Origin of the sequence: Thermopolyspora flexuosa, from assembly GCF_006716785.1 — a bacterium.
Lineage (GTDB): Bacteria > Actinomycetota > Actinomycetes > Streptosporangiales > Streptosporangiaceae > Thermopolyspora > Thermopolyspora flexuosa.
The window spans coordinates 4835169-4855471 of record NZ_VFPQ01000001.1 but is presented as its reverse complement, the minus strand read 5'-3'; the positions used below and the strand labels follow the sequence as shown (position 1 = coordinate 4855471).

At 65.9% G+C, this 20303-nt stretch carries 12 protein-coding genes, 1 tRNA gene and 1 pseudogene; 6 read left to right on the top strand and 8 right to left on the bottom strand.

The annotated features are described in order from the left end of the window. Genes FHX40_RS20830 through FHX40_RS20815 form a run of 4 tightly spaced genes read left to right on the top strand, consistent with a single transcriptional unit; the run spans window position 1 to window position 10414 of the window. Window positions 1-2835, top strand: coding sequence for a helicase-related protein (locus FHX40_RS20830; protein ID WP_142261173.1), 2835 nt, complete (start codon window positions 1-3; stop codon window positions 2833-2835). Further along, the gene (locus tag FHX40_RS20825; RefSeq protein ID WP_142261172.1) at window positions 2835-7073 is read left to right on the top strand and encodes an Eco57I restriction-modification methylase domain-containing protein; all 4239 of its coding nucleotides are present in this window, start codon (window positions 2835-2837) and stop codon (window positions 7071-7073) included. The genes FHX40_RS20830 and FHX40_RS20825 overlap by 1 nt, the downstream gene beginning before the upstream one ends. A 9-nt stretch (window positions 7074-7082) precedes the next feature. Beyond that, on the top strand, window positions 7083-9194 hold the full coding sequence (locus FHX40_RS20820; RefSeq protein WP_142261171.1) for an McrB family protein: 2112 nt from the start codon (window positions 7083-7085) through the stop codon (window positions 9192-9194). Then, window positions 9191-10414 (top strand): McrC family protein, encoded by a 1224-nt coding sequence (locus tag FHX40_RS20815; protein WP_211350343.1) that lies wholly within the window; start codon window positions 9191-9193, stop codon window positions 10412-10414. The genes FHX40_RS20820 and FHX40_RS20815 overlap by 4 nt, the downstream gene beginning before the upstream one ends. A 544-nt stretch (window positions 10415-10958) precedes the next feature. On the opposite strand, the gene FHX40_RS20810 is transcribed toward FHX40_RS20815, so the two are convergent. The 5 genes and pseudogenes from FHX40_RS20810 to FHX40_RS26125 all read right to left on the bottom strand — a co-directional run bounded on the left by FHX40_RS20810 (window position 10959) and on the right by FHX40_RS26125 (window position 16038). Beyond that, complete coding sequence (locus tag FHX40_RS20810) at window positions 10959-13214, bottom strand: WD40 repeat domain-containing protein (protein ID WP_244941610.1); 2256 nt, start codon at window positions 13212-13214, stop codon at window positions 10959-10961. A gap of 366 nt (window positions 13215-13580) precedes the next feature. Next, window positions 13581-14093 (bottom strand): annotated as a pseudogene (locus FHX40_RS26310) (S1 family peptidase); the annotation flags it as partial. A gap of 7 nt (window positions 14094-14100) precedes the next feature. Continuing rightward, on the bottom strand, window positions 14101-14427 hold the full coding sequence (locus tag FHX40_RS20805; protein ID WP_189136171.1) for a CU044_2847 family protein: 327 nt from the start codon (window positions 14425-14427) through the stop codon (window positions 14101-14103). Window positions 14428-14761: 334 nt separating this feature from the next. Further along, entirely contained in the window at window positions 14762-15070 is a 309-nt protein-coding gene (locus tag FHX40_RS20800) for an antibiotic biosynthesis monooxygenase family protein (RefSeq protein WP_142261169.1), read from the bottom strand. A gap of 404 nt (window positions 15071-15474) precedes the next feature. Beyond that, a complete protein-coding gene (locus tag FHX40_RS26125) occupies window positions 15475-16038 on the bottom strand; it encodes a collagen-like protein (RefSeq protein ID WP_170198906.1) in 564 nt (187 codons plus the stop codon). Window positions 16039-16375: 337 nt separating this feature from the next. Here FHX40_RS26125 and FHX40_RS20790 point away from each other — a divergent pair, with 337 nt between their 5' ends. After that, window positions 16376-17107: a PIG-L deacetylase family protein gene (locus tag FHX40_RS20790; protein ID WP_268241027.1), complete on the top strand. Its 732-nt coding sequence runs from the start codon at window positions 16376-16378 to the stop codon at window positions 17105-17107. A gap of 294 nt (window positions 17108-17401) precedes the next feature. On the opposite strand, the gene FHX40_RS20785 is transcribed toward FHX40_RS20790, so the two are convergent. The 3 genes from FHX40_RS20785 to FHX40_RS20775 all read right to left on the bottom strand — a co-directional run bounded on the left by FHX40_RS20785 (window position 17402) and on the right by FHX40_RS20775 (window position 19794). Then, a complete protein-coding gene (locus FHX40_RS20785; RefSeq protein ID WP_229788510.1) occupies window positions 17402-18574 on the bottom strand; it encodes a uroporphyrinogen-III synthase in 1173 nt (390 codons plus the stop codon). A 170-nt stretch (window positions 18575-18744) separates the two neighbouring features. After that, a tRNA-Pro gene (locus tag FHX40_RS20780) sits at window positions 18745-18821 on the bottom strand. 25 nt (window positions 18822-18846) lie between these two features. After that, a complete protein-coding gene (locus FHX40_RS20775) occupies window positions 18847-19794 on the bottom strand; it encodes a metallophosphoesterase (RefSeq protein ID WP_142261167.1) in 948 nt (315 codons plus the stop codon). Between the two features lie 22 nt (window positions 19795-19816). Here FHX40_RS20775 and FHX40_RS20770 point away from each other — a divergent pair, with 22 nt between their 5' ends. Then, a complete protein-coding gene (locus tag FHX40_RS20770) occupies window positions 19817-20272 on the top strand; it encodes a GatB/YqeY domain-containing protein (protein ID WP_142261166.1) in 456 nt (151 codons plus the stop codon). The last annotated feature ends 31 nt before the right edge of the window (window positions 20273-20303 follow it).

Genomic DNA, 20303 nt, shown 5'->3' with positions numbered 1-20303 from the left:
TTGGCCGTCTACACGCCGGGTTCCCTGGTCAACGCCCGTGGCCGGGACTGGGTGGTCCTGCCCGGCGGTGACGACGATTTCCTGATCGTCCGGCCGCTCGGTGGGCGCGAGGACGAGACGGCGGCGATCCTCACCAACCTGGAGCCAGTCCGGCAGGCGAGCTTCCCGCCCCCGAGCGCCGACGACGCCGGCGATGCGGTGAGCGCCCGCCTACTCCGCACCGCCTTGCGCATCGGCTTCCGCTCGACGGCCGGCCCGTTCCGCTCGCTCGCGGGCCTCGCCGTCGAGCCGCGGCCGTACCAGCTCGTCCCGCTGCTGATGGCGATGCGCCTGGAGACGGTGCGCCTGCTCATCGCCGACGACGTCGGCATCGGAAAGACGATCGAGGCGGGCCTGATCGCGGCCGAGCTGCTGGCCCAGGGGGCCGTGAACCGGCTCACCGTGCTGTGCGGCCCGGCGCTTGCCGAGCAGTGGCAGGAGGAGCTGCGCGGCAAGTTCCACATCGACGCCGAGCTGGTGTTGCCGAGCACGGTGAAACAGCTCGAACGCAACGTGATCGGCGACGACCGGTCGATCTTCGACCACTACCCGTACACCGTGGTGTCGACCGACTTCATCAAGTCCCCTCGGCGCCGCGATGAGTTCCTCCAGTCCTGTCCGGAGCTGGTGATCGTCGACGAGGCGCACACCTGCGTCGCCGACGGCGGATCCGGCGCGGCCACCCTCCGCTACGAGCTGCTCCGTCGCATCGCCGAGCGACCCGATAGGCATCTGCTGCTCGTCACCGCGACCCCGCACAGTGGTAAGGAGGAGGGGTTCCGCAACCTGATCGGCCTGCTCGACCCGGAGCTGGCCACGGTGGACCTGGAGACCAGGGCGGGACGGGAGCGGCTCGCCCGCCACATGGTCCAGCGCCGTCGCGGGGACATCATCTCCTACCTCGGCAAGACGACTTTCCCCGAACGGCGGGAGACCCGGGAGGAGCGCTACCACCTCGGTGACGAGTACCACCGCCTGGTACGCCGGGTGCTGGCCTACGCGAAGGAGACGGTGGCCGACGCGTCAGGCGACCGGCTGCGGCAGCGGGTCCGCTACTGGTCGGTGCTGGCGCTGCTGCGCGCCCTGGCCTCGTCGCCGCGGGCTGCCGCCGCGACGCTGCGCAAGCGGGCGAAGGTCGCCGAGAGCGAGACACCCGAGGAGGCCGACCGTATCGGCCGTGCGACGGTGCTCGACCTCGCCGACGACGAGGCGAACGAGTCCGTCGACGTGCTGCCCGGCGCGGACGACGTGGCCGAGGACGACCGGTCCGAGCGGGCCCGCCTGCTGCGTTTCGCGCGCGAGGCCGACGCCCTCGCCGGTGACAAGGACGCCAAGCTCGCCAAACTCGACGAGGTGGTGCAAGGGCTGCTCGCCGACGGCTTCGATCCGATCGTGTTCTGCCGGTTCATCGACACCGCCGAGTACGTCGCCGAGCATCTGCGAGCCTCGCTTGGCCAGGCCGCGACGGTCGAATGCGTCACCGGTACGCTGCCGCCCGGCGAGCGCGAGGCCCGCATCGACGAGCTGAGCCGTACCGAGGGGCGGCATGTACTGGTCGCCACGGACTGCCTGTCGGAGGGCGTCAACCTGCAGGACACCTTCCAGGCGGTGGTCCACTACGACCTCGCCTGGAACCCGACCCGGCACGAGCAGCGGGAAGGCCGCGTCGACCGGTTCGGCCAGGTGCGCGACGTCGTCCGCGCAGTGACCATGATCGGCGCGGACAACGTCATCGACGAGATCGTTATGCGGGTGCTGCTGCGCAAGCACGAGGCGATCCGCAGGAGGCTCGGGGTGAGCGTGCCTGTGCCCAACTCCTCCAACCTGCTCGTCGAGGCGCTGATGGAGGAGCTGCTCACCTCCGGCGGCGAGCGATGGGAGCAACTTCCCCTCAACCTGTCCACCGGCGACCTGCACCGGGAGTGGGAAAGCTCGGCGGACCGGGAAAAGGCGTCACGCACCAAGTTCGCCCAGGCCGGCATCAAGCCGGACGAGGTCGCCCGGGAGATCGAGGAGATCCGCGCCAGCCTCGGTTCGAACGATGAGATCGAGCGTTTCGTCCGCGACTCCCTCGAGGCACTCGGGTCCTCACTCACCGACGAGGAGTACGGTTTCACCGCCGTCACCGCGACCCTCCCGGCGGGCCTGCGGGACACGCTGCCACCGGGCCACCCGCAGCCACTGCCGTTCCATCGGCACATGCCGGCCCCCCGTCGGCACGCCCATCTCGACCGCACCGACCCCGCCGTGGCGGCGATCGCCCGCTACGTGCTCGACAGCGCCCTCGATCCGACGACCCCGGGTCCTCGCCCGGCCCGGCGCTGCGGGGTGATGCGCACGGCCGCGGTGCAGCGCCGCACCACGCTCCTGCTCGCCCGCTTCCGTATGCATCTGGAGCTGCCGGTACGGGGCGGGGTCAAGCAGCTGGTGGCCGAGGAGGCGCAAGTGCTCGCCTTCCGCGGGCGGCCGGACGACCCGCAGTGGCTGCCCCCGGAGGAGGTGGAGGCCCTGCTGTCGGCGGAGCCCGCTGCGAACATCCCCGCCGAACTCGCCCGCGATGACCTGGAGCGACTGCTGGTCCCGGGCGACGACGGCCGTCCCGCACTCCTCGCACGCCTGGAGCCCGCCTTGAACGCGCAGGCCGCGGCCGTCGCCGAGCGCCTGCGTGCCTCCCACGCCCGGGTCCGCGAGGCGTCCCGGCAGAGCGGCGCCGCCCGGATCACCGTGACCCCGCACACCCCCGTCGACCTTCTCGGCATCTACGTCTACCTGCCTGCTTCGGCCGGAGGGCTGTGATGAGCCGTTCCCCTTTCCCTTCCCTGCGTACGGCCGGCGGACTGTTCACCGCTGACCTCTTCACTCGTGTGCTGGAGGGCCCAGAGCTGCCCGGCCGTGAGCCGGAGGCGTACGGCCTGCTGCCCCACGAGACGGTCCGGGAGGCGGCCGCCCGGGAGTTCGAGTACCTGTGCGGCGCCTGGGAGGCGTTCGCCCGGGAGAGGGAACGTGCCAGGCAGGAGGGACGCGCGCCACGCACGCGGGAACGCTGGCTGCTGCCTCTGTTCCGTTCGCTGGGCTTCGGGGTGCTGCAGCCCAGCGGAGGTGGGTTCACGATCGAGGGCACCCAGTACCCGGTGAGTCACCGGTGGGAGCACGTGCCGATCCACCTGGTCGGCTGGGGGGTCGAGCTCGACCGCCGTACTAAGGGCATCGCCGGGGCGGCGCACAAGGCCCCGCAATCGATGCTGCAGGAGATGCTGAACCGCAGCGATGACCATCTGTGGGGCATCCTCTCCAACGGTGCGCGTCTGCGGCTCTTGCGAGACTCGCGGGCGCTCGCAGGCTCGGCGTACGTCGAGTTCGACCTCGAGCTGATCTTCTCCGAGCGTCTGTTCCCCGATTTCCTGCTGCTGTACCGGCTGGTGCACGCCACCCGGTTCGCCGTGCCGGAAGGGAAGACCGTCGCTGACTGCCTGCTGGAGCGGTGGCGGAACGACGCGGTACGGATCGGGGAGCGCGCCCGGTCCCGCATGCGCTTGGGCGTACGGCGGGCCATCGAGACCCTCGGTACCGGATTCCTCCGCCACCCGGCGAACGACCTGCTGCGCCGCCGCCTCGCCGGGACCGCAACACCGGAGGAGCTGGCGAAGCTCCCTATGTACGACACACCGGAGAAGCTCGCCCTGTACGGCGGCAGCCTCGACAAGCTCTGCAAGCTGAGTAAGGAGGACTTCAACCGGGCCATCCTGCGGACGGTCTACCGGTTGCTGTTCTGGTTCGTCGCCGAGGATCGTGACGTGCTGCTGGAGCCGGCCAAGGTCGGCGACCGGCTGGACCGCCGCGTGCTGACGGCGCGCGAGCGGTACGCCGCCTACTTCTCGGCACAGCGACTGCGAGAGCGGGCGCTTCGCGGCGGTGTCGACCACCACGACGACCTGTGGCAGGCCGTCCAGCTGATCTTCACGGCGCTCGGTACTGAGGAAGGACTGCCGGACCTCGCCATCCCAGGCATCGGAGGGCTTTTCGAGCGCATCACCGAGCTACCCGACGGAACCCCGCTGAACCCGTCCCTGCCGGACGAGCTCGACGCCCCGCTCGAGGGCATGCAGATCGCGAACCACTACCTGCTCGAGGCGGTACGCCACCTGACCGTCGTCGAGACGGGTTTTCATCGGCGGACGGTCAACTTCCGCGAGTTGGACACCGAGGAGCTCGGCAGCGTCTACGAGGGCCTGCTCGAGTACCACCCCGACGTCGACACAACCGAACGTACGTTCTCCCTAGGCGAGGCGCCCGGGAACGAGCGCAAGAAGTCCGGCTCCTACTACACGCCCCCGTCCCTCACCGAGGCGTTGCTCGACACCACGCTCGACCCCGTGCTTGACGACGTGCTCCGTGACGCGGACACCGACGAGGCGAAGGTCGAGGCACTGCTGAACGTCACTGTCTGCGACCCTGCCTGTGGCTCCGGGCACTTCCTTGTCGCGGCGGCACGCCGTATCGCGCGCCGTATCGCGCAAATCCGCTCGGGGGAGGACGAACCGTCCCCCGATCTGGTACGGCATGCCATGCGTGAGGTCGTCTCGCGCTGCATCTACGGCGTGGACATCAACGAGATGTCCGCGGAGCTGGCCAAGGTGCAGCTTTGGTTGGAGTCAGTGGAACCCGGTCGGCCACTCGCCTTCCTTGATGCGAACATTCGCGTCGGCAACAGCCTGCTCGGTGCGACTCCGGCGCTCATCAAACGGGGAATTCCAAAGGCGGCGTACAAGCCAATCGAGGGTGATGACAAGGAGGTCGCGGCGGCCGTCGCGAAGGAGAACGAAGCAGAGAGGGATCGAGCCGCTAAGGGAATTCGCCAGGAAACCCTGTTCGGTGACGAGCCGATTCACGAGTCGAACGTGCGCATCGCATCGCACACCCAAAAACTCGTTTCCACGCTGCCGGCTCGTATGAGTGACCTGACGGTACAGCGCCGTAGGCTGCGCGAGATCGATGCACAACGGAAGTCGGCAAAACGCGTGGCCGATTCCTGGTGTGCCGCGTTCGTTCAGGAACTCACCCTGAAGACGCGAATGAATACCATCAAGGATGAGACGTTGTCCTGGATCGGCGGTGACGGATTCGATGAGCGGCGACAGGAAATCGTGGCGCGGGTCGATGCGCTGAGTCGCGAATATCGTTTTTTCCACTGGCATGTGGAGTTCCCGCATGTGTTCCGAGTTTCCGAGCAAGGCGATGTGAATCCGTTGACGGGCTGGTCGGGTGGATTTACCTGTGTGATCGGAAATCCTCCGTGGGAACGGGTGAAAATTCAAGAAAAAGAGTACTTTGCCACTCGTAACGAGGAAATAGCGAATGCGAAGAATGCTGCTGCTCGGAAATTGGCTATCGAAGGGCTAAAGGACAGCGAGGAAGAGGCGGATCGGCGGCTGTATGCCGAATTTAAGGCGGCCCTGCGCCATGCAGACGGTACGACGCTCCTGCTGCGAGATTCCGGTCGCTACCCGCTGACCGGCCGGGGCGACATCAACACGTACGCCGTCTTCGCGGAGACAGGTAGGACCATCCTTGCCTCCAATGGGCGAGTAGGGATGGTGCTCCCTACAGGGATTGCCACGGACGCAACCACTCAGTTCTTCTTCAAGGACATGGTTGAGACCAATACCCTGGTCTCGATCTATGACTTCGAAAATGAAGAAAAAATATTTCCCGACGTGGATCATCGGGTTCGGTTCTGTCTCTGGAGTGCCTCAGGCCGCAATGCTCCACAGGAGCGAATCGATCTCGCCTTCCGGCTCCGGCAGGTCACCCAGATCCCTGAGCGCAAGTTTTCGCTGACACCAGAAGATATCAAGCGCATAAATCCCAACACTGGGACTTGCCCGGTCTTCGATTACAAAAGAAACGCTGAAATCACGGTCGGTATACACCGGCGGGTTCCGGTGCTCTGGCGAGAGGCCTCTGCTGGCGTTGAGGAAAGTAACCCTTGGGGGCTTACCTTCCTGGCCATGTTTCACATGTCCAACGACTCGGGCCTGTTCTATCCTGATGCGTCCGTCGGCGAGACGCTGACGAGCATGCTCGAGGAGGGTTGGGAGCTTAAAGATAACGTTCTCTTCCGCGACGGCAAGCGCCTTCTGCCTCTCTATGAGGCGAAAATGCTTCACCACTTCGACGACCGGTTCGGTACTTACGAGGGGCAGACACAGGCGCAGGCCAATGTTGGCATCCTTCCTCGCCCTACTCCCGAGCAGAAAGACGATCCTGACTATGTGGTGATCCCGCGATACTGGGTGTCCGAAGATGATGTCCTGGAGCGGCTGTGCCCGCCAGAAGGAGAGCGTGGCAGACGTCGCGCAGTGAGGTGGGAGCGAGGCTGGCTCCTTGGCTGGCGCGACATTAGTCGCAGCTCAGATATGCGTACCTTGATTAGTTGGGTGATGCCACTCGCTGGTATAGGTCACACTGGCCCTCTGATTCTTCCCTCAGTCAAGGATGTTTCCGGTCTTTACGCCAATTTGTGTTCATTTGTCCTCGACTTCGTGGTCCGTCAGAAAATGGCCGGAACCCACATTACCTACAATTACCTAACTCAACTCCCTGTGCTGCCCCCGAGTGCGTATGACCGGTGTTGTGAGTGGGACCCGGAAGAGCAGATCGGAAGTTGGGTGCGGAGCCGAGTGCTGGAGCTGACCTATACGTCCTATGGGCTGGAAGCATTCGCTCGCGATCATGGTGACAACGGTCCACCATTCCGCTGGGACGAGGAGCGGCGCTTCTGGCTGCGCGCGGAGTTGGACGCGGCCTACTTTCACCTCTACGGGGTGTCCCGTGATGACGTTGACTACATCATGGAAACCTTCCGCGCATTCAAGAACGTCACTCCCGCATTGTTCGCGAGCACAAAGAAGGCGATCCTGAAGATCTACGACACCATGAGCGAAGCGATCGCCAATGGGACGCGCTACCGAACGGTGCTCGACCCCGCTCCTGGTCATGGTCCCCGCCATCCGGCTCGTCCGGCTGCAGAGTAGGAGCTGCCCATGGCTTCCGAACCCATCAGTCTGCTGCTGCGCACGACACTGGAGGTCTTACGCGACGCGGATGGGCCGTTGACCCGCCAGCAGACCATGGATAGGGTCGAGCAGCGGGTGAAAACGGCCCCCGAGTACCTGGCGATAACCGGCGACGAACGTCGGCGCTGGCAAACCCGGCTTGGTTGGAAGGTGATGCAGGCCGCGGCGTTGGGATGGGTCACCAGGAGGAACGGTTGGGCGATCACCGAGGCAGGTCTGCAGGCGCTCGAGGAGCACGACAGTGTCGAGCTCTCGCAGGAACTCAGGCGCCAATACCGGGCCAAGCGGCGGAACGAGATACGTAAGAGGCACAAAGATCCTCGGTGGATGCTGGTGGCCGAGGCGATGGCCCACCTGGAGGCGGGCACCTGGACCGGTCACGGCGACCTGGCCAAACTGGCGGAGTCATCGTGGAACTCGGTTTGGGGATTCCTCCGGCAGAACAAATTCCCGTCAATGCATCGGGTGCTCTTAAATGACGGGACTGTCCCGCGCGATTTCCAGTGGCCAGAACCCGGCCGCACCGACGATCCGCGTGAAGTCTTGAAGCAGGAGGGGATTACGTTCGACCCGGAGGGCCGGGCGAATCCCGCCCAGCGGCTGACCACCGAGGACTTTCGAGAGATGCTCGCCGATGTGGTGGAGATGCCCTCGGTCCGGCGGGCGTGGCTGGTGCGCGGTTCGTCGGTGGACGGACGGGACTTAGTGCCGGTTTGGCTGCGTAAGAACTCGGTCTCTCTCGCCGCCGCCAACCTCAGGGAGATCACGCTGCCGATCGACCGCGAGCAGCTCAAGCAGGCGGTTGACGAGGGATATCAGCACAAGACGTACGCGGTGCGCGAGGCGAAGCTTGCGGAATTCGACGCCTTCTGCAATCGCATGCGGCCGGGCGACTACGTGCTCACCACCACGAACGGCAAGGCGTATGTGGGCCGCATCACCGGCGACGCCCGCTATGTGTGCTCTTCAGACCAGCGATCCAACCTGCGGCGTACGGCGGAGTGGCTGAACGAAACCCGCCCGGTGCCGTTTGCCAAGCTGCCACGACCGCTGCCAGCCAGGCTGCACAACCAGGCCGACGTCGTGGAGCTCACCGAGGACATCGACGCGATCGAGGCGCTCCTCAACGCGCTGGGCATCGATCGCGACGAGAAGGAAAGAGGCGACGCTCAGCCGTCGGAACTGGCCTTCCCCGCGCTCGTTCAAGAACTCGCCGAGGAGACGTTCATCGACCTCGAGCACCTGCAGCGCATCGCGGACCTGCTGTGGGAGAACAAGCAGATCATCCTGTACGGCCCGCCGGGCACGGGAAAGACGTTCCTCGCGCGCAGGCTGGCGAATAGGCTGGCCGAGCCGGCTGCGGTCAAGCTCGTGCAATTCCACCCGTCCTACACCTACGAGGACTTTTTCGAAGGCTTCCGTCCGGAACAGGGACCCGACGGTCAGCTGACCTACAGACTGCGGCCCGGGCCGTTCCGGAGGATGGTCGAGGCCGCGCGTGAGGACAAGTCCGCCCCGTACATCCTGATCATCGATGAGATCAACCGGGCGAACCTGGCCAAGGTCTTCGGCGAGCTCTACTTCCTGCTGGAGTACCGCGACGACTCGATCGGCCTGCTGTACTCGCCGGAAGACGACTTCACCCTGCCGAAGAACCTGTTCATCATCGGCACGATGAACACCACCGACCGGTCGATCGCCCTGGTCGACGCCGCGATGCGCCGCCGCTTCCGGTTCGTCGAGCTGCACCCTGAAAACGAGCCGGTTAAGGGCATCCTGCCGCGCTGGCTCGAGAAACTGCGCGAGACCGACCCGGAGGCGGTGCACAATCTCGACGCCCCGCAGATCCTCGACGCGCTCAACGCCCGCATCGAGGATCGCGATCTGGCGATCGGCCCGTCGTACCTGATGAAGCCCGAGATCTACCGGCGTCCGGACGGTCTGCAGACCGTATGGGAGACCGCGATCGAGCCGCTGCTCGCCGAGTACCACTACGGCCGGCCGGGCAGCGTCCTCGACCGCTACCGCCTGTCCACACTGCGCAAGGAACTCGCCGCGGCCACCGGCATCCCGGCGTGACAGGCGCACAGCCCGATCGGCCGCTGATGATACGCATACAGATCGCCGAGACCGGGCCTGCGGTGTCGCTTCGGCTCACCGAGGAACAAGGGCGCAGGCTCGCCGCGTCCGGCGTGGTACGGGCACGACCTTCACCGTTCGACAGGAACCTCTGGGAGGTGCAGGCCCGGGACAAGGTCGGCGTGGCCGTGGTAGGCGATGTCGAGGTGTGGATAACGCCCAAGCTCTCGATCGATCGCCTGCTGTTCCTGATCGGTTATGCGACCGACCCCAAGGGCTGGCGGGAGGAGACCGCACGCCTGGACGTACGCGAGGGCCTGCTCCCCACGGTCGCCCATTCGCTGTGCCGCCAGGCCGAGCGGGCGCTGCGTGGCGGCCTGCTCCAGGGCTACCAGGTCGTCGAGGACGCCTCGTACGTGATGCGCGGCCGGCTCCGCGAGGCCGACCAGCTACGCCGCCACCATGGCCGGGTGATCCCGATGGAGGTGCGCCACGACGACTTCACCATGGACATCCCGGAGAACCGCATCCTGCTCGGTGCGGTCAACCGCCTGCTCACCGTTCCCCGCCTCGACAACGAGGCCCGCCGCCGACTCCTCGCCCTGCGCAATCGGCTCGCCCCCGTCACACTCCCGATCCCCGGTACGGCGCCGCCTGCCTGGCATCCGACGCGCCTCAACGCCCGCTACCATTCCGCGCTGCGCCTGGCGGAGATCGTCTGGCGGGCCACGTCACCCGAACACTCACCGGGCGAGGTCGTGGCGAACACGTTCCTGTTCGACCTCGCCAAGATCTTCGAGTCCTTTGTCACCGTGGCCCTCGCCGAGGAGGTGCACGCGCGCCACGGCGGCGCCGTCCGCCCTCAGTACACCTGCCATCTCGACGAGTCGCACACCATAACGATGCGACCCGACCTGGTCTGGGAGTTCCAGGGGCGCCCCGCCGCCGTCGCCGACGCCAAATACAAGCCGCAACGATCGAAGGGCTTTGTCGACGGCGACATCTACCAGATGCTCGCCTACTGCACCGCCCTCAACCTTCCCGAGGGGCACCTCATCTACGCGAAGGGCAACGCAATCCCCGCCCATCATGTGATCCGTCACGCTGGGGTACGCATCATTTGTCACGCCCTTGATCTGACCGCGTCTCCTAACGCCATCCTCGGACAGATTAATGAGTTAGCAGCGCAACTGACCAAGACAATAATGTGGAGCTCCTGATCAAACTTGTGCCTGGTTATAGGCGCGGACCTCTTCTCTCGCAAGCCTGTGGGGCCGCCTAATCCATTCTCTGGTCGGGGCGTGGATCGTCGGCTTCCATCGCTGTTTCATGGTATGTGTCCACCTGCGGCTATCAGCTACCGATACCACCAGGTGGTGGCACCGCATATCTCGCACCTTGCCCAAACCTAACGGCGTCGCCCTGCTGATCTGGTTCGCATGCGTGATCGCTCGACGACTGCGCACTCCGCCAGTGCTACGCCTACGTCGACCACAGCCGTTTATCGGCCAGATAAGCAAGGAAGGCGACTGGCCGGGATGGAGGAATTAGCATCCGGCCATGTCTCGCAGGAAAGGTGCGGTTTTCGAAGTCTGTCAGAGTACTGGTGCGTAGTGCGCTATGGCGGCTCGGCTGCACCTCTTGAACTTGCACCTTCGCTCGCGCAGACGAATTCTGGCTACCGTTTGTGCCTTCTGTAGACCTTGTAGTCAGCGATTGCTGGGCGCATTTGTTCTTCTTCTTTCGACAAACTGTGCAGGCGAGCTACACGGCGGCCTCGGTGCTCCAGATGCGGATGGATTTGTCGTCGCTGGTGGTGGCGAGGAGGGTCTGGTTGTCGAGGGTGAAGGCGCACACGGCGTTCACCGAGCCGGTGTGGCCTTTGAGGGTGTGGTGTTGGTGGCCGGTGCGGGGGTCCCAGATGCGGATGGTTTCGTCGTCGCTGGTGGTGGCGAGGAGGGTCTGGTTGTCGAGGGTGAAGGCGCACACGGCGTTCACCGAGCCGGTGTGGCCTTTGAGGGTGTGGTGTTGGTGGCCGGTGCGGGGGTCCCAGATGCGGATGGTTTCGTCGTCGCTGGTGGTGGCGAGGAGGGTCTGGTTGTCGAGGGTGAAGGCGCACACGGCGTTCACCGAGCCGGTGTGGCCTTTGAGGGTGTGGTGTTGGTGGCCGGTGCGGGGGTCCCAGATGCGGATGGTTTCGTCGTCGCTGGTGGTGGCGAGGAGGGTCTGGTTGTCGAGGGTGAAGGCGCACACGGCGTTCACCCAGTCGGTGTGGCCTTTGAGGGTGTGGTGTTGGTGGCCGGTGCGGGGGTCCCAGATGCGGATGGTTTCGTCGTCGCTGGTGGTGGCGAGGAGGGTCTGGTTGTCGAGGGTGAAGGCGCACACGGCGTTCACCCAGTCGGTGTGGCCTTTGAGGGTGTGGTGTTGGTGGCCGGTGCGGGGGTCCCAGATGCGGATGGTTTCGTCGTCGCTGGTGGTGGCGAGGAGGGTCTGGTTGTCGAGGGTGAAGGCGCACACGGCGTTCACCCAGTCGGTGTGGCCTTTGAGGGTGTGGTGTTGGTGGCCGGTGCGGGGGTCCCAGATGCGGATGGTTTCGTCGTCGCTGGTGGTGGCGAGGAGGGTCTGGTTGTCGAGGGTGAAGGCGCACACGGCGTTCACACCGTCTTCGTGCCCATACAGAGAATCTCTCTCTGTCCAATACCTAAGAGCGGAGCGGGTCTGATTAGATATCGGGAGGTCAACATCAACCAGAGATTCTTCCCGAGGACTCGCGAGCATTGTTGCGCGAAGTGAAGGAGGCGCATCGGTGATCCCGGATTCCTGAGATAGGAGACGCGCCTTAGCCTGCGCTTCAGGCGAGCGAGCGAGGTCCATGAAGGGACGCAGTTGTCGTAGATCTGCGTGGCAGAGGTAGTTGTCGTTGGTGAGTAGCGCGTCAATCATTCCCGCCCGTTGAGCGTGTGCTGGTAGACACCGCAGAAGGTAGAGCGGAGCGTTGGCCCAGCCGACACTCTCTCCCAGAGAGATGAACGCTTTGGTCAGGCGGGATTCATCCTCAACTGGCATAGCAATTCGCCCGCGAACTTCTCGAAGACATTCATTCAACACTTGATGAGCAATATGGAAAGTGGCTATTGAGTGTTCGGAGTTGACTTCGGTGATGAAATTTGCTCCCGATGAACGTGCGAAATGTGACAGTTTTTGGGGCGATATATCGATTTCGTATAGAGTGTTTATGGCGATGCTCCACAGTTCGGCTGTGAATCCTGGCTCCTCTGCGAAAGATAACGCCGCTAGCGCAACTTCGGCAGGCATCTCGCCGACCTGCGGGAGCTGGTGTATGTACGTACGAAGTGTGTCTGTTGCGTAAGAGGATGTAATTTCGTGAGGTGTTGCAGCCTGTTGATCGTGTAAGCCGTGCGTTCGAGCTATCAAGCCGGCGATAAAAAAATTCCGATCAGAGAGTTTTGCGATGTGCTCAGCGAGAGGCAAGGCCACAGTGTCGTCTCTGTAAGGATTGTCGACGCGCTCGTCTCCAACAAGTCGGAGCGAAGCTAGTGCATACGATACGAGATCAGTTATGTCGAAGTATCGAGGATCATCTAGATCGATAATTTCATACCCTCTAGGGAGCTCGTCAAGAAGGTTGCCTTGGGCGTCATAGCGGCGAGTGCCGATGACGATCTGGATTCTCAAGTCGGCGCATGTTTCGACAAGTGGCAGCGCGATCTCGTGAATAATCGCCCTCGCTTCCGCCGGATTACTGACTTCGTCGAGGGCATCGATAACCACGTTGAAGTTTTGTCCAGGACATATCGGTAACGTCTGGCGCAACAAGTTGGTTAGGTCATCAACGCGCTCGGGCGGAGATGCAGAGACAGCACGAGCGATCTCGCTCGCGACATCTATGGCCATCTTTCCTCTGGCATGGACAGCGCAGGCTACTGAGCCGATCGTAGCCATCTCCGCATCGTCATCGGGGGGCAGCTGTGCTCTTATTTCCGCGTCAGCCGTGGTCACGATGCGGCTTAGGACAGCTGACTTTCCTGCGCCTGGACGACCAGTGACAACGAGCACGCGCCGATCCAAATTTTCACGATCGAGCCACTGGCGAATCTTCCTTAATGCGGATACTCGGCCGCGGAAGCGATATCCACGTTCGCTATCTCGTGTAACTCCCCGTGCTCGTGGTAGCCAGTGTCTTCCTGCCTCGGGGTCAGTGCTTAGCCTCCATGCCGACGGTTTGGGAGCCGTTACTCCCGATCGGCCGGTTAGGCTTGTCGTGAGCGCTGTTAGATTCTCTTCGGGAAGCCATTTATCAATTTGAAAGAGTGTGATCGCCCGCCCGTCACCCTCATCATTAGCTTGTGTGACTAGTCCGACCACGGCCCTATAGTCGGGACACCATACACCACTGCCACTGAAGCCTGGCGCTAGGCGATCAGCGGAGAGTGTCTGTAGCCTTATCCAACCGTAGGAAAGCTGTCCGCTGATCCGGCCATAGGCGGAGTGACCGAACGGATCACCATGAGCAAACCCGTAAGCCCGCCAGCAGGAATCTGTCATTTTGTTAGGCTCTGGGAGCCTAATCGGGGCGGGACGGACGCTGGATGGGACATCTTCTATTAGTTGTAGGACTGCGACGTCGGCAATAGCGGGTGGCATGTCCTCGCAGACCCGGATGCCTACCACTTTGCGGCGAACGATCGGATCCTCCCCTGACAGGGGAAATGTAACCCACAAGGATGGCTCGGTCTTCGGATGTTGAGCCACGACATGCCTGCAAGTGAGAACTCGGCGGGTATCAATTACCACGCCGACTCCAATCGGTTCGATACCGTCCTCGCTTGTGTGTATGGCCACTAGCCATTCAGACGAGGGCGTATCCGTGCTGGTCATATCGCCATCAGCCAGCGACCTGCTCCGCCTTCTGGTCCGTATAGCTCTGCTCCCATGTCAAAGAGACTTGGAAGTTACCCTCGGTCGCCGCTTTGGCCACGAACCAGTTCGCCGTTCCGCTGACTTTGATACCAAACGTGACTTCTACAGTCTTCGGTCGCGCCAGCTTGGCCCTCTCTAGCACCATCTGAGCAGCTCGTATTGCAGGTTCCACTGCTGTCCGGACCTGCCCGACAATCTCACCGGCTCCTGCGGGACGATAGCCAGGCACCGATTCGACCTCGAACTGCACAGTCGTCTCAGGATCAAGCTGGTAGCTCACCGTCGTCGCCACGGCACGCACCTCTTTCGTTACCGACTGTTTAGGAGTATCAGCCTTATATCATATCTCGGCTAATAAGCGGTATCAGTACGTATAGAGCATCAAAATGATGCGAAGCATGCCGAAATCGGCTACTTTCGGACTTCCGAGAGGTTGTGTGTCGCCTATCGAGGAGAACCAGGAACTCATCGCTTCCAGCTGCTCGCTCCCATGCTGCTGAGGCGGACAACACCTAGCGCTCGATTGAAAACCATGTGGAGATGGCCAAGAAGTGCCGTAGAGTCCTTAGTGACGATCGGCGAGAGGTTCGCTGGGGGCCACTTATGTGCATTGAGGGCATGGGTGGCTACATGCCCTCACCGGGCGTCAGCTCGCCGTTGTAGTGGGTCACGTTCGGCGGCGCGGCGAAGTACGGGCTGACGGCGGCACGCCACCGGTGGAAGAGGTCGGAGCCGCGGAAGGTCTCCATGTGCGCCTCGAGCGACTCCCAGCCGACCAGCAGCAGGTAGCTGCTCGGGTTCTCGATCTGCCGGATCAGCCGAGCCCACAGGTACCCGGGCGACTGGGCGATCGCCTTGTGCCCCTGCTCGAACGCGGCCTCGAACTCGGCCTCCCGCCCGGGGATGATCGAAAGCTCGGCATGCTCGATGACCATGGACACCGCCCTGTCGTGGTCGATCCGACGATCGTGCTTCCTGGATTCTCCCAGCGGCGGTTCCGGGCGGCGCACGGCCCCCGCGGCCGGGACGTGCCCCGACGAGCGGGACCGTCGCGGCCGAGGCGGGACTGGAGACCGGTCCGGCCAGGGGGACGAGGCCGGCCGTAGGACAGGGCCCGAAAACGGGGAGGCCGGTTCCGTGTGCGACGGAACCGGCCCCCATCCCTGTACCCGGGTGGATCAGCGCGGAGATCACGGGAACGCGCTGCCCAGCCCGTTCCGGCTCCCGATCCCGGCGTCAGGCCGGGGGCGGATGCCGTTACCCGTGATCTCCTGCCTGTGATCGGCTCATCCGGCCGGGCGGGCGCGGCGTCCCGGCCGGATCAGCCGGACGGTGCGGCTCAGACCTTCTTGCAGTTGCCGAACTTCAGCACCGCCGGGTTGCTGGAGATGTTGGCGCAGCTGTACCGGCCGAGCATCTTGCCGAGGTCGATCTCGAGGCTGTTGATGACCGGGGTGTCGCCCTTGTCGCCCTTCTCACCCTTCGGGCCCTGCGGGCCCGGGTCGCCCTTGGGACCCTGCGGGCCCTGCGGGCCGGGGTCACCCTTCTCGCCCTTCGGACCCTGCGGCCCCTCCGGGCCCTGGGGACCCTGCGGACCGACCAGCTTGCCGACCGCCTGCTGGGTCAGCAGCGTGATCTTGTTCTCCTTGCGGTTGCACGGCTTGAAGCGCGTGGGCACCCGGATCGAGCCGTTGTACTTGTTGACGCAGAGCGTGTAGGTGTCACCGGCGCCGACCGTGGGCTTCGCGGTCGGCTTCGCGGTCGCCGTGGGCTTGGCGATCGGCCTCGAGTGGGAACGGCCGTGGCGGTGGTCACCGGGGTCCGCCATGGCGGCCCCCACCGGAACGGCCGCCAGCAGTGCGGCGGCACCGATGGTCGCGGCAAGGATGCTTCGGGTACGCATGAGATCTCCTGAAAGTCCGGGGGATCTGTGAGCTCCCTGAGCCCACGGCAGGGATCTTGCCACGTTCGGGGTAGCTGTGTACCGAGTTTGCAGGCAAGCGATTGAAAAGTTACATTCCACGTCCCTGGTCAACAGTTTGTGGTAAGTCCCTGTGGTCTTGATGCGAGGGCCGATGCGGGTCGCGTCACCCGGTTGAACGCCGAGGTCGCGGGCATAGCCGGATCCCTGCCGCCGGGTACGCCCGGGCGCTCCGCCGATGCCCCGCCGTATGTCGGGGCCGCGGGGCAGACTGCAAGGGAGCCGAAGCTCACGGAACCGTGCCGGAGAGGGGGCCGAGGTGGACAGATTGCAGCCGGTCGACGAGGCGTGGAGTCGCGCGCTCGCCGTGGTCGCGCACCCGGACGACATGGAGTACGGCGCGGCCGCGGCCGTGGCCCGCTGGACCGCGCAGGGCAAGACGGTCGCCTACTGCCTGGTGACGAGCGGCGAGGCCGGGATCGACTCGATGCCTCCGGAGGAGGCGCGCCCGGTCCGGGAGCGGGAACAGCGGGAGGCGGCCGCCCTCGTCGGCGTCTCCGCCGTGGAGTTCCTCGGCCACCCGGACGGCATGCTCGAGTACGGCCTGCCGCTGCGGCGTGACATCGCCCGGGCGATCCGCCGCCACCGCCCCGAGGTGGTGATCATGACGAACCACCACCCGACGTTCGAGGGCGGCGGGCTCAACCAGGCCGACCACATCGCCGTGGGCCAGGCGGTGATCGACGCGGTGCGGGACGCGGCCAACCGGTGGGTGTTCCGCGAACTGCTCACCGAGGGCCTGGAGCCGTGGAACGGGGTGCGCATGGTGCTCGCCAGCGGCTCGCCGTACGCCCGGCACGGGGTCGACGTCACCGACCACTTCGCCGCCGGTGTCGCGTCGCTCAAGGCGCACGCGGCGTACCTGAAGGGCCTCGGCGACGCCCACCCCATGGCCGACGCCGAGGAGTTCCTGGAGGCGATGGCCCGCGCCACCGGCACCCGCCTCGGCTGCCGCTTCGCCGCCGCCTTCGAGGTCATCGAGTTCGGCTGACCCCCGGACAGCCGCGGCGCCGCCACCGGCCGGCCGCCGAGGCGACATTCCCCGGCGCGGTCACCGCTTGCGGCGTGGCCGGCGGGGCCGGGCTCACCGCCGCTCGACCGGTCTTCCCCGCAGGAGGCCGGATGGCCACGACGCCACGCGAGGGCGACCCGCCGCGCCATGTCTCGCCGTCGTCACCGGGGCCGCCTCGCAGGTCGTGAGGTCCCGCCGCGCGAGCCGTACGCGCCGCTCGCGGCCTTTCTCGCCCCCGGGCAAGGTATTGCCGTTGATCGCTCCGTTCGGGGCTTATGAGGCGGCTCGGCGGCTTCCTGGCCGGTGACCTGCGGACGCCATGGCGGCCGGGGTGGCGAGCCGGTATCCCCGCTTGACGATCGTCTCGATGATCTGGGCCGAGCCGAGGGCCTGCCGGAGCCGGGTGATCGCCATCTCGACCGCGTGCTCGGCCGACCCCGACGCCCGGGTGGGCAGCCGGGCGAGCAGCTCGGGACGGGTGACCACGGCGCCGGGCGAGACCGCGAGCCGCTTCAGCAGGGCCATCGGCGCGGGCGGGATCTGCCGCGGCGTGCCGTCCACGAGGACCGCGTGCCCCCGGATCTCGAGGTGGTGGCCCGCGGCGACCACCCGGGTGACCGCGTACCTCGGCAGGTACGCGGCGAGGTCGCGGACGAGCCAGCCCAGCCGGGGCGACTCGGGCCGCAGCGCGAGCACGCCCCGCGCCTCCAGCGGGGCCGCGGCGGTCGGGCCCACGCACGCGGCGGTCACCGAGTCGCGGAACGCCTCCAGCAGCGCGTCCTCCACCCCGTCCCGGCGGGCGACGTCGAGCACGGTCCGTACGGCGTGCGCGGTGGTGAAGACGATCGCGTCCACCATCCGGGCGGTGGCCAGCCGGATCAGCCGCCGCAGCGGCGCCAGATCGGCGGCGGGCCGCCAGCGGTACACCGGCGCCTCGATGACCTCCGCCCCGGCGTCCCGCAGCGCCGCCGTGAAGCCAGGGAGCGGCTCGCCGTACGGCTGGACGACGATGCGCCGCCCGCGCACGCCCTCGCGCAGCAGGTGGTCGAGGATCTCCCGGGTGGTGGACGGCTCCAGCGCGCCGTCCGGGTACAGCCCGGCGGCGTGGACCGCGCCCCGCGCCTGGGTGCCGCGCACGAGCAGCCTGGCGGCCGCGAACCGGTCGAGGAGGTCGTCCGCCAGCCCCCAGCCCTCGGCGGCCGTCAGCCAGCTCCGGAACCCGCCGCCGGTGGTGACCACCACGTCGTCGACGGGAGCGGCCAGGCACGCCCGGGTCGCCTCGAGCAGCCCGCCCTCCTCGGCGACCGACACGTACCGGATCGCCGGCGCGTGAATGACCCGCGCTCCCCGCCCGGCGAGCAGCGTGCCCAGCTCCTCGCCACGCCGCGTCGCGGTCACCCCGACGGTGAACCCGACCAGCGCTTCCGACGGCGCCGCAGATCGCACAACGACTTCCTGATCCGCTGATAGTAAGGTCACGGAAGTATTATCCACTATTCAAGTAGGAATAGCGTGCATTATCGCGAAGCGGTTTCCCCGATTCGGGGCGGATCGCCGCACGTGACACCGTCCGGAAAAACCAGAAGGCCACCTGTGGATCACAGGTGGCCTTGACCTGGTCGGGGTGGCGGGATTTGAACCCACGGCCTCTTCGTCCCGAACGAAGCGCGCTGCCAAGCTGCGCTACACCCCGGTGCGGCGCTGTTGCCTCCGACAGTCTACCGGACTCTGGAGGTGCTCGTGCCTCTCCTTTTCGGCGGGCGGGCGACGAGGGTGAGGAGGGTGGCCTCCGGCGGGCAGGAGAACCGGACCGGGGCGTACGGCGAGGTGCCCAGACCTGCGGAAACGTGCAGCCAGGCGGAGCCGTGCCGGTGCAGGCCCTTGGCCCGGGCGCGGTCGATTCCGCAGTTGGTGACGAGGGCGCCGTAGAACGGCACGCAGAGCTGCCCGCCGTGGGTGTGGCCCGCGAGCAGCAGGTCGTAGCCGTCCTCGGCGAACCGGGTGAGGTTGCGCGGCTCGGGCGAGTGCATCACGCCGAGGCGCAGGTCGGCGTCCCCGGGCGCCTGGCCGGCGATCTCGTCGTACCGGTCGCGGTCGATGTGCGAGTCGTGGATGCCGCCGACGTGCACGTCGAGGTCGCCCACCTTGATGCGGGCGACCCGGTTGTTCAGGTCGAGCCAGCCCGCCGCGGTCATGCTCGCGCCCAGCTCCTCCCAGGGCAGGGAGGGCTCCTCCCGGAGCACGTCGCGCTTGGAGGTCCGCCACAGGTAGCGGGCCGGGTTCTTGAACCGCGGCGCGTACAGGTCGTTCGAGCCGTACACGAACACGCCCGGACGGGACAGCAGCGGCTCCACGGCCCGCAGGTAGGCCGGGATGGCGTCCGGGTGGGCGATCGTGTCCCCGGTGTTCACCACCAGGTCGGGGCGGAGCGCCTCGAGCGACCGCACCCACTCGATCAGCCGCCTGCGGCCCGGGGTGAGGTGCAGGTCCGACAGGTGCAGGATGCGGATCGGCCGGCGTCCCGGCTCGAGCACGGGTACGTCGAACCGGCGCAGCCGGAACCAGTTGCGCTCGACGATCGACGCGTAGGCGAGACCGGCGACGCCGACGCCCAGCACGGACAAGGGAACGGCCACGGCTTTCCTCACCCGAACATGATGCCCCATGCGACGCGGCAAGATGGTCCCCATGAGTTCGCTGAAGGACAAGCTGAAGGCCGATCTTTCGGCCGCCATGAAGAACCGCGACGAGGTACGGACGCGGACCATACGGTTGGCGCTCGCCGCGATCAGCACCGAGGAGGTGGCCGGCAAGGCCGCCCGGGAGCTCTCCGACGAGGAGATCGTCAAGGTGCTGACCAAGGAGGCGAAGAAGCGCCGGGAGGCGGCGGAGGCCTTCGCGAACGCCGGGCGTCAGGACCGGGCGGAGGCGGAGCTGGCGGAGAAGGCGGTGCTCGAGGAGTACCTGCCCGCCCAGCTCACCGACGAGGAGCTGAACCGGCTCGTGGAGGAGGCGATCGCGGAGACCGGCGCCGAGGGCCCGCGCGCGATGGGCCAGGTGATGAAGGTCCTCAACCCGAAGGTGGCCGGGCGCGCCGAGGGCAGCCGGGTCGCCGCCGCGGTGCGCGCACGCCTCTCCGGCTGACGAGACGGCAGGACCCGCCGGCCGAGCGGGC